Source organism: Pseudoalteromonas sp. ASV78, assembly GCF_047806705.1.
Lineage (GTDB): Bacteria > Pseudomonadota > Gammaproteobacteria > Enterobacterales > Alteromonadaceae > Pseudoalteromonas > Pseudoalteromonas prydzensis_A.
Window position 1 is genome coordinate 2,883,536 of record NZ_JBLOPA010000001.1, and the last position, 16,269, is coordinate 2,899,804.

At 43.0% G+C, this 16,269-nt stretch carries 11 protein-coding genes; 3 read left to right on the forward strand and 8 right to left on the reverse strand.

Annotation, left to right across the window (positions count from 1 at the left end; all coding sequences use genetic code 11):
* Positions 1-337: 337 nt before the first annotated feature.
* The 6 genes from fusA to agaR all read right to left on the reverse strand — a co-directional run bounded on the left by fusA (position 338) and on the right by agaR (position 7,913).
* Positions 338-2,422 (reverse strand): elongation factor G, encoded by a 2,085-nt coding sequence (gene fusA, locus ACMVDV_RS12950; RefSeq protein WP_182757892.1) that lies wholly within the window; start codon positions 2,420-2,422, stop codon positions 338-340.
* A 145-nt stretch (positions 2,423-2,567) separates the two neighbouring features.
* Positions 2,568-3,740: an N-acetylglucosamine-6-phosphate deacetylase gene (nagA, locus tag ACMVDV_RS12955; protein ID WP_416158378.1), complete on the reverse strand. Its 1,173-nt coding sequence runs from the start codon at positions 3,738-3,740 to the stop codon at positions 2,568-2,570.
* Positions 3,737-4,666 (reverse strand): ROK family protein, encoded by a 930-nt coding sequence (locus ACMVDV_RS12960; protein ID WP_416158379.1) that lies wholly within the window; start codon positions 4,664-4,666, stop codon positions 3,737-3,739. The genes nagA and ACMVDV_RS12960 overlap by 4 nt, the downstream gene beginning before the upstream one ends.
* Positions 4,659-5,795 carry an SIS domain-containing protein gene (locus ACMVDV_RS12965; protein WP_416158380.1) on the reverse strand — a complete coding sequence of 379 codons (1,137 nt, stop codon included), beginning with the start codon at positions 5,793-5,795 and terminating at the stop codon, positions 4,659-4,661. The genes ACMVDV_RS12960 and ACMVDV_RS12965 overlap by 8 nt, the downstream gene beginning before the upstream one ends.
* 17 nt (positions 5,796-5,812) lie before the next feature.
* Positions 5,813-7,096: a D-tagatose-bisphosphate aldolase, class II, non-catalytic subunit gene (locus ACMVDV_RS12970; RefSeq protein ID WP_416158381.1), complete on the reverse strand. Its 1,284-nt coding sequence runs from the start codon at positions 7,094-7,096 to the stop codon at positions 5,813-5,815.
* 46 nt (positions 7,097-7,142) lie between these two features.
* On the reverse strand, positions 7,143-7,913 hold the full coding sequence (agaR, locus tag ACMVDV_RS12975) for a transcriptional repressor AgaR (protein ID WP_064666770.1): 771 nt from the start codon (positions 7,911-7,913) through the stop codon (positions 7,143-7,145).
* 264 nt (positions 7,914-8,177) lie between these two features.
* Between agaR and ACMVDV_RS12980 the strand changes: the two genes are divergently transcribed.
* From ACMVDV_RS12980 to ACMVDV_RS12990, 3 genes are all read left to right on the forward strand, one after another.
* Positions 8,178-9,551, forward strand: coding sequence for a Gfo/Idh/MocA family protein (locus tag ACMVDV_RS12980; protein ID WP_416158382.1), 1,374 nt, complete (start codon positions 8,178-8,180; stop codon positions 9,549-9,551).
* Between the two features lie 96 nt (positions 9,552-9,647).
* Entirely contained in the window at positions 9,648-12,485 is a 2,838-nt protein-coding gene (locus tag ACMVDV_RS12985; protein ID WP_416158383.1) for a TonB-dependent receptor, read from the forward strand.
* Between the two features lie 53 nt (positions 12,486-12,538).
* Complete coding sequence (locus ACMVDV_RS12990) at positions 12,539-13,831, forward strand: DUF3472 domain-containing protein (RefSeq protein WP_416158384.1); 1,293 nt, start codon at positions 12,539-12,541, stop codon at positions 13,829-13,831.
* Here ACMVDV_RS12990 and ACMVDV_RS12995 read toward each other — a convergent pair.
* On the reverse strand, positions 13,828-14,550 hold the full coding sequence (locus ACMVDV_RS12995) for a response regulator (protein WP_416158385.1): 723 nt from the start codon (positions 14,548-14,550) through the stop codon (positions 13,828-13,830). The genes ACMVDV_RS12990 and ACMVDV_RS12995 overlap by 4 nt on opposite strands.
* Positions 14,551-14,642: 92 nt before the next feature.
* Positions 14,643-16,265, reverse strand: a complete 1,623-nt coding sequence (locus ACMVDV_RS13000; RefSeq protein ID WP_416158386.1) for an ATP-binding protein — start codon at positions 16,263-16,265, stop codon at positions 14,643-14,645.
* Positions 16,266-16,269: the final 4 nt, after the last annotated feature.

Sequence of the window (16,269 nt, forward strand, 5' to 3'; positions counted from 1 at the left end):
CATACAGATGGCCACGAACTGCTATCATACCCGTTTTAGCTACTCTCATTCAAGTATTTGCACTACTTTTTCCCTAGTCATAAACGATTAGTTTTATTTTCTGAATAATAAATCTTTAAGTTAACATTTACTAACAACTGTAATTTTAGCAGCAAGTAATAAATAATTAGCCATTTGCTAGTGAGTAAGACGTAGTGGATGCGCAATGACGACATCGCGAAGGGGTAAATCATCGTAACAAGACAATTAAACGAGCCTGCTTCTGTGATATTAGTTTATATTATAGCAACAAAAAACCCGCAACAAGTGCGGGTTTTTTTAAGAGCTGAAAGGCTAATTACTTAGCAGCTTTCTTCTCTTTTTCTGCAGCGATTACAGTTTCAGCTACGTTTTGTGGACATGGTGCGTAGTGTGAGAACTCCATAGAGAACTGACCACGACCTGATGTCATTGTACGTAATGAACCGATGTAACCGAACATTTCTGATAACGGCACGTCAGCTTTAATACGAACGCCTGTTAAACCAGCTTCTTGGTTGCTCAACATACCACGACGACGGTTAAGGTCACCGATTACATCACCAACGTGATCTTCTGGCGTGAACACGTCAACTTTCATGATTGGCTCAAGAAGTTGTGCGCCCGCTTTAGGGATCGATTGGCGGAAAGCGCCTTTAGCAGCGATTTCGAATGCGATTGCAGATGAATCCACGGCATGGAAGCCACCGTCGATAAGCTCAACTTCAACGTCAAGTACTGGGAAACCAGCTAGAACACCTTGAGTCATCATTGACTTAAAGCCTTTCTCAACTGCAGGCCAGAATTCTTTCGGTACGTTACCACCAACAACTGATGATTTAAACGTGAAGCCTGAAGCAACTTCGCCTGGCTTGATGCGGTAGTCGATTTTACCGAACTGACCAGAACCACCAGATTGTTTCTTATGCGTGTAGCTATCTTCAACTTCTTTAGTGATAGTTTCACGGTAAGCAACCTGTGGTTGACCAACAATAAGGTCTACGCCGTAAGTACGTTTAAGGATATCTACTTTGATATCTAAGTGCAGCTCACCCATACCTTTAAGGATAGTTTCGCCTGAATCTTCATCAGTCTCAACTTGGAAAGATGGATCTTCTGCAACCATTTTACCGATAGCAACACCCATTTTCTCATTACCGCCCTTATCTTTAGGCTGTACAGCAATCGAGATTACTGGAGTTGGGAATACCATTGGCTCAAGTGTTACTGGGTGCTTAGGATCACATAGAGTGTGACCAGTTTGCACGTTTTTCATACCTACGATTGCAATGATGTCACCAGCTTGTGCGCTAGTTAATTCGTTACGATCGTTTGCTTGCATCTCAACCATACGGCCAACACGCTCAGTTTTACCTGTAAACGCGTTAAGGATAGTGTCACCCTTGTTAAGTTTACCTGAGTAAATACGTACGAACGTTAATGCACCAAAGCGGTCATCCATGATTTTGAACGCTAACGCTTTAAATGGTTCATCTACAGATACAACTGCAAACTCGCCGTTTTCGTTACCTTCTTCATCCATAAGCGGTTGAGGATCAACTTCTGTAGGAGATGGCAAGTAATCAACAACAGCGTCAAGTACCAATTGCATACCTTTGTTCTTGAAAGCAGAACCACAGTATGTAGGGAAGAAAGCAAGATCACGAGTACCTTTACGGATACAACGCTTAAGATCTTCAAGAGAAGGTGCTTCACCTTCCATATACGCTTCAAGTAGTTCGTCGTCTTGCTCTACAGCAGTTTCAACAAGCATTTCATAGTATTCATCAACTTTGTCTACCATGTCTGCTGGAACATCTTCAATTGTGTAGTTCTCTGGAAGACCTGAATCATCCCAGATGTATGCTTTTTTAGTTAAAACATCAACAACACCACAGAACTCATCTTCGATACCGATTGGTAACGTCATGATTAGTGGATTTGCGCCAAGTACTTTACGTACTTGCTCTGTTACACGGTAAAAATCAGCACCCATACGGTCTAATTTATTTACGAAAATAACACGCGCAACTTCTGAATCGTTAGCATAACGCCAGTTAGTTTCTGATTGTGGCTCAACACCACCAGAACCACAGAATACACCGATGCCGCCATCAAGTACTTTTAATGAACGGTATACTTCAACTGTGAAGTCAACGTGTCCAGGAGTATCGATAACGTTAAAACGGTGATCTTTCCAGAAACAGCTTACAGCCGCAGACTGGATAGTAATACCGCGCTCAGCTTCTTGTTCCATGAAGTCAGTTGTTGATTCACCATCATGAACCTCACCAGTTTTATGGATTTGACCAGTAAGCTTTAGGATACGCTCAGTAGTCGTGGTTTTACCCGCATCAACGTGCGCGAAAATACCAATGTTTCTGTACTTCGATAAATCTGCCATTATTTTACTCTTAATAAAGTCGAAAAATTATTCGGCGGGAGTATAGCATTACTTATAGCGAACATCACCATACATGTCGCTTAAAATGCAATCAATTTTATAATATTTTACTTTCTATGGTCTTTAACGCTAGTGACTGAACACTTTAGCCATTATTAGCGGTTCTCAAAAAGCACCTTTGACCTTTTACATAGGTCGCTTGAATAGTAAAATTGCTATCTAAAATAGCAAAGTTTGCGTGTTTAGTGGTTGCTAAAGAGCCTACTTGATCTGCAATATTTAAAAATTGCGCGGGTACAATACTGGCCATATTGATGGCTTCAAGTAACGCAACACTGCCTAGTTGGTGCATGTTTTTTACGGCCAGTTCAAGGGTTAATGTACTGCCAGCTAAAGAGCCCGAGGCTGTTCTCGCGACCCCATTTTCAACAAACACATCCATTTTTCCCAGCTTATATTGACCATCATTTAGACCACCAGCATTAATACAATCACTGATCAGAGCAATTTTTTGCGGGCCTTTTAGCTTATAAATTAACTGTAAAATCGCAGGGTGAAGATGCACGCCATCGGCAATCACTTCAACCAGTGCGTCATCATTCATTAATACCGCACCAGCACAACCAGGGTCGCGATGATGAATGCCACGCATGCCATTAAAAACATGCACCCCACCACATGCGCCATGCTCAAGCGCGCTTTGAGTTTGTTCATAATTGGCATCACAATGCCCCAACATCACTCTAATACCTTGCTCGGTAAGAAACTTGATTAACGCATTGGCTCTGGGCTTTTCTGGCGCCAACGCAACCACTTTTAAGCTGCCATTGGCTGCATTAATCATCGCTTCTAAATGCGACTGTGATAGCTCTAAAAAGTAATCTTGATTGTGCGCGCCTTTGTGAACTTCACTGAAAAACAACCCCTCACTATAACCACCAAGCACCTGCGCACCGCTGGGTTGTTGTACATATGCCTGACCAATTACACTCATAGCATTAAGTGTTTGTTGCCAATCGGTGGTCACTGTCGTTGCTAAAAAACCCGTTACGCCATGCTCTGCAAGTGAGCAAGAGATAGTTTCGATACTACTCATTTTACAATCAATCACATCACAGCCTTCGCGACCATGAATATGTAAATCAATTAAGCCGGGAATAATTGCAGCATCGCCATAATCATAAATAGGCAGATCAGCTTGCGGGGTTTGGGTAAAAGCACTGATGCGGCCCTTTTCTACCAGCATTACGTGCTCCTTGAGCACGCGATCTTGGCAATAAATCGCAGCCGCCTTGACATAAAATGCTGACTCACTCATGACAATCCCCCAACTTGCTGTTTTGCTAAAATAGCGGCGCCGCGCGCACCACTGGCGTCGCCAAATTCAGCGAGCACTATTTTCGGCACCCGAATACCTGTAAAAACGTACGGTGTTATTGCTTCCTCAAGCTTATCCATTAACTCGCTCACCAACGACATACCACCACCAACCACGATCACTTCAGGATCATAAGCCATAATAATTGCCGCAAACGTACTGCCAATTAAATCCAAATAACAGGCAAAGCTTTGTTGGCAAAATACATCGCCTTTTCTGAGCCCCTCAACAATCTCAAAAGTAGTTAATGCTTCGCCAGAAAAATGCTGGTAAATTCTTGCTAAGCCTGGACCTGCGATATAACTTTCAACACAGCCAGTTAAACCACAGCCGCACTTTAAAATAGGCAACTGATACTTTTGCTGCAACACGGCAGACAGTGCATAGTGGCCATATTCACCGGCAATTCCTTGAGCGCTTTTATACAATTTACCGTCAATGCATAGCCCACCACCGGCACCTGTACCAAGAATTGCACCGAACACTCGGGTATGCTGCAAGCCAACGCTGCTGCGCGCTTCAGAGAGGGCAAAACAACGGCAATCGTTTTCAATTGTAACCGGGCGATTTATTAACTTAGCTAAATCTTGCGCGGCATTTTTACCTGTTGCGTGAGGCACGTTAGCCGACAGTACTTGTTGGTTTGCATTGACGATGCCAGGCATACCAATCCCCACCGCACCGCAACACTGGTATTTATGATCTGCACTTACAATCATCTCCACTAGCGCAGTTAAAAAATCTTGATAACTATTTTGTGGGGTCGCGATACGCGATGATTCAAGCTGCTTTAAGGTGGCGTCAAACACCGCCAGTTCAATTTTGCTGCCACCAATATCAATGCCATAAATATACTGCTTAGTCATTAATATCACCTTGCTTAAGCGGGTAAATTGTCACCCCTTGCACTACCCGGTTGACCTCTCCGGTTGGGCACGGATTATCAACCGTAATGCCCAATTGCCATGCTTTATAAAAAGAGATGATTTGCGCGCACAGCATATAATATAAGCCATTAAATACATCGTCTAATTGCTGCATCAGCGCGTCATCTGGAAGCGCTAAGGCATGCACATCAATAGCCTTATTATCGCTACGTAACTCATTCAACAAATCACTATCGTACTGCTTGGTATAGTTATTAGTTGAGCCAAATAAAACAATTAAGGTTTTATCATCAACCAATGATTTGGGGCCGTGACGAAACCCAAGTGGCGATTCAAAATATCCCATAACTTGGCCCGCACTTAATTCCAATAATTTTAACGCTGATTCTTGTGCATAACCCTTTAACGATCCTGCACCTAAATACACCAAACGATGCATAGGCAGTTCAGCCAATGCTTTTAGTTCAGCCAATTTAGCAGGGATATTTTTTTCCACCGTCTCTGCAATGCTTAAAATAGCGTCATCCGCATCACTAAACACTGCAACACTTGCGATCAGCATCGAAGTAAAACTACTGGTCATTGCAAAGCTTTGATCGAGCGTTTGCGCTGGCATTAATAGCGAAAAGCAATTTTCATGCTGTGCTGCTTGCTGATTCAGCGCGCCATCTCGGTTACAGGTAATAAACAAATGGGCGCAATGCGTCACATAGTTATTAACTACATCAACAGCGGCAACACTTTCAGGGCTATTACCCGAGCGTGCAAACGACACTAATAAAGTTGGCCTGTTTGGCTGTAAATACTGCTCTGGGCAGGCAACAAGCTCTGTGCTACTAACACTTCGACAGGTAATATCCAATTGTTGATTTAAGTAACCAACCAGCGCCTCTCCAACATACGCAGAAGTACCGGCACCGGTAAAAATAATTTGCGCATTTGGCTTATCTAATACACCCGCAAGCCAACTATCTAGCTGGGTTCGTGCTGCTTTGACTATCGCCAGTGTTGCTCGCCAACAATCGGGCTGCTGCATAATTTCTTTTGCAGTCCATAAACTATTTTTAGCTTCTAAAAGGGTTTCATCAATTGCTAAATAACTAGACATTACTACCTCACTTACGTCTATTGTTGTTTGAAACACGCATCTGCGTAGCGACTGGTTACTTGCATGATGTGATGAAGTACCAAAGATTTGGGGCTGTTTTCTAAACCATTATTACGTACAGCTAAGTACTGCAATGGCATATATTGACTTAGTAGCGGCAGTGGGATTGGTTGTTTTTGTAAGTTACTAAATAACTTGTCAACGGCAGCTTGATTGCCTTGTTGCCCCCAGTAATAACGAATGCGATCACTAAAACTAAAGCGACGATAGAGCTGTTGCACTGATTTATCAACCTGATAAAAACGCTGCCAATTTTTCGGAAATTGCTGCATATCAGCATCAATAACGGTACGTAAATGTGAACATTGCTCGGTGTCTAACAACGCATCTTCAATATGGCTTAATGCAAATAATGCTTCACGCAGAGCAAAGGTAAGCTCTGGGCCCACTTTTAAAATCGCAAAGTGGTCATTCACTAATTGTTGATACGCGATGGGCGTTTGGTAATCGGTGGAGTGTGCTTCAAAGGCAATGCCATCAACGGTCTTTATATATTGCTTTAACTGCTGCGCTTTACTGCTATCGTAATCAAATACTTGGGTATTATCGAATTCCACACCAGGCTGCACAACTAAACCAACTACGCGCTGCCAAGCAGCTGATAAGCCTAGCTGTAAAAATGCTTCGTGATGCAGCGCCAATGTACTTGCAACATGCTCAGTTTCTGTGACTGCAAGCGTATCAATATGCTCATCGGCACCACCTGGTGGCGGTACTTCGGTACCAACAACATAAACTAAGTCACTGTGACCAAACCTAGCTAATGCGGTTTTTTCAGCCACCGCACACAGCTGCGCCGCACGCGTTGCAACTGTTTCATCGGCTAAAATAAGCTCATCATCGGCGCAGCGCATACTGGTATCTAAATGAATTTTTTTGAATCCTGCGCCGACATAACTGGCGATCAACTGCTCAGCCTTTTGCATCGCAGGTTCTGCGTCCTCATCACACCAGCACACGGGACCTAAATGGTCACCACCAAGGATCAACTTATCAACCGCAAATTCTTGCTTTGTCGCAAGCTGCTCAATAAATGCCATAAAATCCGCAGGCAACATACCCGTATAACCACCAAACTGATTGACCTGATTAGCGGTTGCTTCGATTAATAAATAACTATTGTCTTGTTTGGCTTGCAATATGGCAGCTTCTAGCACCAATGGATGAGCCGAACAAACGGCATAGATCCCCTGTTTTTCGCCGCGTTTATTCGCTGCGATTAATTGCTGTAATATCGTCATTGCAAGCCTCTATATTGGTTAATCTTTGTATAATTACTATGGAAAATTAAAGGTCAATTATGTGTAGCTGAACACCGGCATTTTCGAGGGCGGTTTTAATATCGGCTGGAATGCCGCTGTCCGTCACTACTGTATTTACTTCACTGGCAGAAATAATTTTATGTACCCCTTTACGATTAAATTTACTCGAATCGGTGACAACAATGATCTCTCGTGACACTTCGCACATCACTCGATTTAACAAGGCTTCAAGCTCAAAATGCGTAGTAATGCCAATATCTTTCTCAAAACCATCAACGCCTAAAATCAACTTATCAAAGTGATATTGCTGCAAATGTTGTTCGGCTTGACGACCATAAAAAGACAGTGACTTTTTACGTAAAGTGCCCCCCGTCATTAGCACTTCAACAGAGGAAGCATTGAGTAACGAATGCGCGACATTCAAGCCATTGGTCATCACCACAACACCATGATGATTGGTTAAGTTTTTAGCGACTTCTTCTGTCGTAGTGCCAGAATCTAAAATGATCGATTCACCATCTTTAATTAAGCTTGCGGCAAATTTACCTAAACGCTCTTTAATACCGCGATTGGCATCGTGTTTTTCTTTTAATGACAATTCTTGAGTTAGCCGATTACTGGCAACAGCTCCACCACGGGAGCGTACCAACAAGCCCTTTTCATCCAACTCATTTAAGTCGTTCCGGATTGTCACCGTTGAAACACCAAACAACTGAGCAAGCTCAGGAACCTGTACACGCTCTTGCTTGAAAACCAATTGCACAATTTCATGTCGTCTTTCGATAGTGTTAAGCATGCCCGCTCTCTTTCATAATTAACTTTCATTCATTGTACGCAGCTTTCGTTTACTTTCAATTCAATTTTTTTACATTTCACCTCAAATCGCCAAATAGATAAATAACCAATTGAAATAAAACAATTTAAAATATATAAATAATTAAACACAGAAACAAATGAAAGCAAATGAAAGATTTTTATCTTGCATTGCTATTTCCTTGCGTGTACAAATAAAAGCCTGTGAAAACAAATTTACAAATAATCAACACATAAGGGCACTATCATGGGCGATCTAAACCGCAGACGATTTCTTCAATCTATGGCCGCAATTGCAGCAACCAGCGCAGCGTTAGGATGTACCTCCACAACCAATGCCAACTCGATGCTAAAAACAGCAACCCAAGGGCGTTCAACACTTGGCTTAACCGTACCTAAAATGGCTGTAGTCAGAGTCGGCTTTATTGGCGTGGGTGAGCGTGGTGTTGGTGCTGTTAAGCATTTTTGTCATTTAGATGGCGTTGAAATCAAAGCAATTTGTGATACTCATCAGGCCGTTGTAGACAGGGCGGTGAAGATTGTTGTCGATAAAGGTTTTAAAAAACCCGATACCTACGGCAAAAACGACTATGATTATCGCCGTATGCTAGAACGCCAAGATATTGATATTGTAATAATTTCAACACCATGGAAATGGCATACACCAATGGCCGTGGATACCATGGAAAGTGGTAAGCATGCTTTTGTTGAAGTGCCTGCAGCAGTGACAGTTGAAGAAGCATGGCAACTAGTCAACACTTCTGAGCGCACCCAAAAGAACTGCATGATGTTGGAAAATGTCTGTTATGGCCGTGATGAACTAATGGTGTTGAATATGGTTCGCCAAGGTATTTTTGGTGAATTACTGCACGGTGAAGCCGCATATATCCATGAATTACGCTGGCAAATGAAAGAAATTGACCATAAAACCGGCTCTTGGCGTACACCTTGGCACGCGGCGGTTGATGGTAATTTATACCCAACGCATGGCTTAGGCCCTGTTTCACAATATATGAATATCAATCGTGGCGATCGGTTTGACTACATAACGTCAATGAGCTCACCGTCATTAGGGCGTGCAGCGTACGCTAAAAAAGAATTCCCCGCAGATCATAGTCGCAACAAGTTGAACTACATTGCTGGCGACATGAATACCAGCATCATTAAAACGGTGAAAGGTCGCAGCATTATGGTGCAACACGATACCACCACTCCACGCCCTTATTCTCGTCATAACTTAATTCAAGGTACTAACGGTGTGTTTGCAGGTTTCCCTAACCGTATTGCCCTTGAGCAAGGTGGCAGTAAAAGCTACCACGAATGGGATTACGACATGACTGATTGGTATAACAAATACGATCACCCGCTATGGCAAAAAATGGGCGCGGAGGCTGAACGTAACGGCGGCCATGGCGGCATGGACTTTTTGATGTTTTGGCGGATTATTTTTTGCCTACGCAATGGCGAACCACTTGATCAAGATGTGTATGACGCTGCCGCGTGGTCGGCTGTATTTCCGCTTTCTGTTGATTCTGTTGCCGATCGCAGTAACAGCAAAGACTTCCCTGATTTCACCCGTGGTCTTTGGCAGCAAGCAAAACCACTTGGCATTATTTCGTAATTAACCTCACGCGTGTTGGAGAAAAATACACTCAACACGCGTGGCAATAACTCAATAAAAAAACAACCATCAACAAGTAAAATACAGGTAACTATTATGAAAGCACAACTAAAACTGTCCACCCTGTTTTTGTCCATGAGTACCATCTTCAATGGCACTGCACTGGCTGCTGAAGAAGACAAAAAAACAACAAAAGAAGCCGAAGCAGAGCAAGTCGAAGTAATCGAAGTCAGAGGTGTTCGCTCGAGTATTAAAGAGTCCCTGTATTTAAAGCAACAAGCTGTGGGGGTTATGGATGCTATCGTTGCGGAAGATATTGGTAAATTCCCAGATCAGAACATTGCCGAGGCATTGCAACGCATGACAGGGATTGCCATTACCCGTAACGGTGGCGAGGGGCAAAATGTTACCGTGCGCGGTTTAGGGGGTGACTACAACGTCACCACAGTTAATGGCCGGCGTATGGCATCAGAGCATTCTAGCCGGAACTTTAATTTTGATTTAATCGCCCCCGAAATAGTGCAATCCCTCGAAGTATACAAATCTCCACAAAGTAAAACACAAGAAGGCGGCATTGGCTCAGTTATCAATATCAAAACCCGCAAACCTTTGGATTTAGATGGCTTTACCTTATCAGGCAGCGCTAAAGGCATTTATGAAGAACGCACTGGCGACATTAACCCACAAGCTTCGTTTTTAATTAGCGACACCTTTTTGGATGATACTTTTGGCGCGCTCTTCACTGCCGTTTATTCTGAGCGAACACAACGAGCAGACTCTTATGAAGGTGAAGGTTTTTATGATCCAGACGAGAATGTTGATGTGCGCATCCCCATCGACAGTAACGGGAACGGCACCCTTGAAGATAATGAGCAATCATACCCGTCAGTTATTCCAGGCTACGTACGTTATTCAAATTGGCAAGATACGCGGGAGCGACTTGGTGCAAGTTTAGCATTGCAATGGCGCCCGTCAGACAGTGTGGATGTTAACTTTGACAGCATGTACTCACAATACGAAACCAATGGTGAGCAATATCAAATTTCATTTGTAACCTATGATGAATCTTGGACGCCGGGGATCCCCGCTATCGGGGAAGTAAAGTTCAATGAAGACGGTAACGCTAATTATGTAGAACTAGTTGATGGCGCCATGGCTGAGTTGTTAAATGTGTCTGTACCTCGCAATACAGATACCTGGCAATGGGGTTTTAATACCGTTTGGTATGCAACAGAAAGCCTAACATTTGATTTGGATATTTCACAATCACAAGCTAAAAATGTCAGCAATGGTAATAATCGTTTTATTGTGGCCCGTGGCTTTGTTGATGGCATCACAATCGACCAAACCGGTAGCAACATGCTGCCAGATGTGACCATGACCCCAGCACTGAGTGCCGAGCAACCTTTTGGTGCGCATTACAGCTACAACTACGGCACCGATGTGAAAGATAAAATCGAAGAAATACGTTTAGCAGCAACTTACATCCCCTCTTTTGAACTCGTGAAAGATGTGCAGTTTGGCCTACACTACGGCAAACAAACCAAAGAGCGTAGCGTATTTAAATCTAAAAATGCGTCCATGTTCAGTAATGGTGGCGCTTATTTTAAAAACTCAGAATACGACAGTTTTGACGACTCAAGTGTTGAAGAACTTGGCGGCTTAAACTTATTTCGCTTACCTGCGGATGTACTCGTACCAGCAAACTTTGATAATTTCTTAGACGGTGAACCGGGTAAACACCCAGATCCATGGGCAAGTTTTGATTACGATAAACTGTATGCATTTTATGAGTCAATAAACGCGCAAGCAGCGCAAGACAAAATTGTCGCAAAAAACAGTCCTAATGATTCATTTGCCCTGACAGAGCAAACCTTAGCCGCTTTTATTGAAACGAATTTGCAAGGTGATTTAGGCAAGCTGCCTTTTGCGCTTAACATGGGCGTAAGGGTGATCCAAACTGATGTTTCTTCTGATGGCTATACGTTTGATGTTGATAACGTGCGCTACAATGTAACCGAAAAAGATGGCGTACTAAGCTACCGTGTTGATGGCGAAATTGAAGATTACTATACCCGCTCGACCACAGAAGAGAGCTACACCGACGTACTACCAAGTTTAAACTTTAAATTAAATTTGCGTGATGACTTACTCTATCGTTTTAGTGCAGCTAAAGTAATCACACGCCCAAATCTTGGCTACTTATCACCGTATAGTTATTTAGATTTTAATAATGCCGAATACCATGCCTCAAACCCAGGGATTAAACCACTGAGAGCCAATCAAATAGATACAACCATCGAATGGTATTTCTCAGACTATGGTGCGCTAACATTTGCTGCTTACTATAAAGACATTGAATCTGTGATAGCGCGCGGACGAGTAGGCACTGCACAAGTGGGTAATTACTTTAAAGATGGGGTCGCAGTAGAAGGTCCTATTTTTACGAAAATTTCACCAACATCGGAAAAAGGCGCAACCATTTTAGGCTTTGAAACAGCTTATCAACAGTCTTTTGACGAAATACTGCCAGCACCATTTGATGGCCTGGGTGTACAAATAAACTATACTTTCACAGACAGCAGTTATGACGATGAAGAACTCAATGATCTGCCATTTGTGGGGATGTCTGAACACTCGTATAACGCGGTTATTTATTATGAAAAAGGTGATTATCAAACCCGTATTGCTTATAACTGGCGCGACGATTACTTAGTCTATCCTGATGCTTGGGGCGGCCCAGAATGGGCGGCAGACTACGGCCAATACGACTTCAGTGCCAGTTACAATATCACAGAAAAAGTGCGCGTTGATTTAAGCGTAACCAACTTAACCAATGAAAGACAGTGGTCCTATGTCAAAACGGAAGAGCAAATTCGTCGCTTAGCACGCTATGGTCGCTCGATTAGCCTAGGCTTTTCTGCATCATTTTAAGCATAGCAATTTATATTAGCGCCGTTTGTCGGCGCTTTTTTATGGAGCTCACTATGAGAGTTTTACTATTTATTAGTTCATTAATATGGACTTCATTTTCGCCATTTGCAGCGGCAAACCAAACCACGGATTACTTTATTCCCAGTTATGGTAATAGTGCCACTAGCCATAGCATTGCAGCAAATAAAAAACTAATTAGCGACCTTGGCATTACGCACTGGCAAGGCTCTACAGTATTAGTCAATCACTACTTTTATCTGCCAACAACAGCTGCTTTTAATTTAAAGTTGCGGGTAAAAGTTACTGGCGATCGCAGCCAACTTAAAGTCGATTTTAATCAACAAAGCCAGATGATCACGCTCACTAATCAGCAATTTCAAGATATCGAGCTTGGTGAGTTTCTACCAGATCAAATCGGCTACCAACAGTTACAACTTACCGGTATTGCTAAAACAGCTGACACCTTTGCTGATATTCAAGGGCTTATTGTCACGCTAGATAAAGATTCGGCGGCACCTTTGTATGTAAAAGATGATATTTATTGGGGTCGTCGCGGCCCTTCTGTGCATCTAAACTACCCCATACCTGATACGACTAAAAACTATCAATGGTTCTATTCAGAACTCACGGTACCACAAGGCTATGATCGTCAAGGCTCGTATTTTATGGCCAATGGCTTTGCTGAAGGTTACTTTGGTATGCAAGTAAACTCTGCCACTGAGCGCCGGATATTATTTTCAGTATGGAGCCCTTTTCAAACCGATGATCCTGCTGCTATCCCTGTGGAAATGAGGATTCAACAATTAGCGAAAGGTAACAATGTATACACTGGTAAATTTGGTAATGAAGGTTCTGGCGGGCAAAGTTATTTAGTATTCCCTTGGCAAGCAGAGCAAACCTACCGTTTTTTACTGAAAGTAAACCCGACTGAAAACCTTGCTAATCATACTGATTACAGTGCTTATTTTTATGATCCTATCGCCGCAAAGTGGCTGTTTATTGCCTCATTTAGACGCCCAAGCACCAGTACCTATGTAGCACGACCGCATAGTTTTTTAGAAAACTTTATCCCTGATGCAGGTCAATATGAACGCAAAGCGCGATACAGTAATCAGTGGCTCAGAGATACTCAAGGTCAATGGCATGCGCTTAATAAAGCAATATTTAGCTATGATGCAACAGCAGCTAAACAGGCGCGAATGGATTATCAAGGTGGTAGTGAAGGTAGCGGATTTTACTTACGCAACACTGGCTTTTTTACTGGTCCAACAAAACTACATAGCGAGTTTGAACGCCCAGTTAGTCAAGCGCCGGAGATAAACTTAAGCGCTTTGCCAAATAACTAAGTCATTTTATAACAACGTTCTGGCCGACCTATGCTGCCATAGCTTTGGTCGGCACTGACTTGCTCTGCCTCTAGTAAATACTCTAGATAGCGGCGAGCCGTCGAGCGACTTACCCCAACTAAATCCCCCATTTGTTGTGCGGTAAAAGGCGTTTTTTTGTGCTCTTTAAAGGCATCAATAATCTTTTTTAAAGTAAGCTGATCAACCCCTTTCGGCAGTCTAACCGGTGCTTTACTTTGCTCGCTTGAGCCAAATAACGTATCTACCATAGATTGCGTCACTTCATTCGCATCCGAGAAACACTGCTGGCGTGACTCAAAACGTGCTAACGCTTGATCGAGTCGATTAAGCATGAGCGGTTTAACCAAAAAGTCGCAGGCGCCTAGCTGCATGGCCTTTTCAAGGGTTTCGACTTCTTTGGCAGCGGTCAGTAGCATCACTTCACTTTTAATCGAGCGCCTGCGTAAGTCGGTTAATAACTCAAGGCCATTGCCATCTGGTAGATGAATATCAAGCAAGATCAAATCTGGCTCTATCGCCTGTAATAGCGCGCTAGCAGTACTGAGGTTTGCTGCAATACCCACAACCTGATACTGACTTTGACGCAAGCTTTGGCGCGCAGTTTGATGCCCCGCAACGCCATTCGGTAAAAGCAGGTATTGAGCAAGAAGCTGTGCAACTTCGAGCTCATCTTCGATGATCACTACTGAATATGTCATTTTTTATTACTCATTTTTAGCGTTGCAATGTTAGCCCATTTACTTTTATTGTTGTTTGCTTGGCCACTGCTTATTACCCACATTACAGGCTGTTATTTTGGGATATAGACACTTAATCGCGCGCCTTTTAAATCTGACTCACCAATTTCTAAACTACCACCACAGGAATCTAAGTTAGTTTTCACTAAATATAAACCAATACCATGTTCTGCACCGCTTTTAGAACTATATTGTGGGGTAAAGATCACCTCGTGATCACTCCCCAAGCCAAAGCCACTGTCTTCGACATCAAACAATAAGGTTTGACTCGTTTCATCCACCGTGACTCGTACATGAGGTTCTCGTTCTTTACTGGCTCTGATCGCCGCATCAATGGCGTTATCGATTAAGTTGCCTAAGATTGATACTACGCGCTCTAACATTTCAGTACGTGCGATAGCACCGAGTAAACTTTCTGGATTTAATTCTAATACCACGTTTAACTCGCGGGCTTTATGGTATTTACCTACCAACAAACCAGCTAAAACGGGATCTTGGATACGCTCTAACAAATGGTGAATTTGTGCTTGTGAACCTTGGCTTTCTTGACCGATTAATTCGATTGCCTGCTCATTTTTGCCCATTTGAATAAGTGCGCCAATTAAGTTGAGTTTGTTCGAATAGTCATGGGTTTGCACTCTTAACAGCTCTGCAAATGCTTGCACTTTGGTCAGCTGCTGGCTTAAATATTCCAGCTCATCGGCTGGGCGCAGAGTAAGTAAAATACCATCCGCCTGCCCTTGTACTTGCAATGAAAAGCGCGAGAGTACCAAGCGTTTATCCGCAGCAAACAGCTCAAAGCCGACCATTTTACGGCGCTGGTTGCGCAGTAAAAACTCAGCATGTTCAGGCAATAAATCCTTCAGAGTTAATGACTGATTAATACAGGCAACCGGTTTATCTAAAATTTCGCAGGCGCGTTGGGTCAGTTTGCGTACTCGGCCATCAGGATCAAGTGCAATAACACCACTGCGCATGGTATTTAAAATAGCGTCTTGCTCTGAAAACAACCTCGCAATTTCATCGGGTTGCAAACCAAAAATAGCATTTCGTACTCGCTGACCAATAAAAATAGCGGCTATAATACTCAAAACAACTAACAGCAAACCCCAAATCATAATTTCAACAATCCGCGCACGGATCAACGGCTCAATCGATTGCACTAAAAAGCCCACCGAAACTAAACCAATAATATTTTGTTGTTCATCATAAACTGGCACTTTACCGCGAATGGATTCACCTAAACTCCCCTGTGCCACTGAGATATAACGCTCACCTCGCAGCGCGGCTTGACTATCACCGCCAACCATTCGTTTACCCAGTTTATTGCTATCGGGATGAACAATTCGATGGGCATTTTGATCGCCAATAACAATAAAATCTGCGCCAGTAAGCTGACGCAGATTTTCTATTTCTTGGTTAATTGCCACCAAGTTACTGGGGTTTTTTAAGGCTTTAACAACATCATCGCTTGATGCGATACTGGTTGCCACAGCAAGTGCTTTATCACCAATGTGATTATGCAAACTTTGCACAGTAATTTGATACACCAAGCCGCCAAATAACACTGCTTGTAATACACATAGCCCCGTCACCCAAATTATTAACCGCGTTTCTAAACGCTTGGGCTTTTTAACTATGTTTTGCAACGGATTTTGCTTCTTAGTGTCAATCATTAGT

Coding starts and splice junctions, on each gene's coding strand:
- fusA (WP_182757892.1), bottom strand. CDS start 2,422: ATGGCAGATTTATCGAAGTACAGAAACATTGGTATTTTCGCGCACGTT.
- nagA (WP_416158378.1), bottom strand. CDS start 3,740: ATGAGTGAGTCAGCATTTTATGTCAAGGCGGCTGCGATTTATTGCCAA.
- ACMVDV_RS12960 (WP_416158379.1), bottom strand. CDS start 4,666: ATGACTAAGCAGTATATTTATGGCATTGATATTGGTGGCAGCAAAATT.
- ACMVDV_RS12965 (WP_416158380.1), bottom strand. CDS start 5,795: ATGTCTAGTTATTTAGCAATTGATGAAACCCTTTTAGAAGCTAAAAAT.
- ACMVDV_RS12970 (WP_416158381.1), bottom strand. CDS start 7,096: ATGACGATATTACAGCAATTAATCGCAGCGAATAAACGCGGCGAAAAA.
- agaR (WP_064666770.1), bottom strand. CDS start 7,913: ATGCTTAACACTATCGAAAGACGACATGAAATTGTGCAATTGGTTTTC.
- ACMVDV_RS12980 (WP_416158382.1), top strand. CDS start 8,178: ATGGGCGATCTAAACCGCAGACGATTTCTTCAATCTATGGCCGCAATT.
- ACMVDV_RS12985 (WP_416158383.1), top strand. CDS start 9,648: ATGAAAGCACAACTAAAACTGTCCACCCTGTTTTTGTCCATGAGTACC.
- ACMVDV_RS12990 (WP_416158384.1), top strand. CDS start 12,539: ATGAGAGTTTTACTATTTATTAGTTCATTAATATGGACTTCATTTTCG.
- ACMVDV_RS12995 (WP_416158385.1), bottom strand. CDS start 14,550: ATGACATATTCAGTAGTGATCATCGAAGATGAGCTCGAAGTTGCACAG.
- ACMVDV_RS13000 (WP_416158386.1), bottom strand. CDS start 16,265: ATGATTGACACTAAGAAGCAAAATCCGTTGCAAAACATAGTTAAAAAG.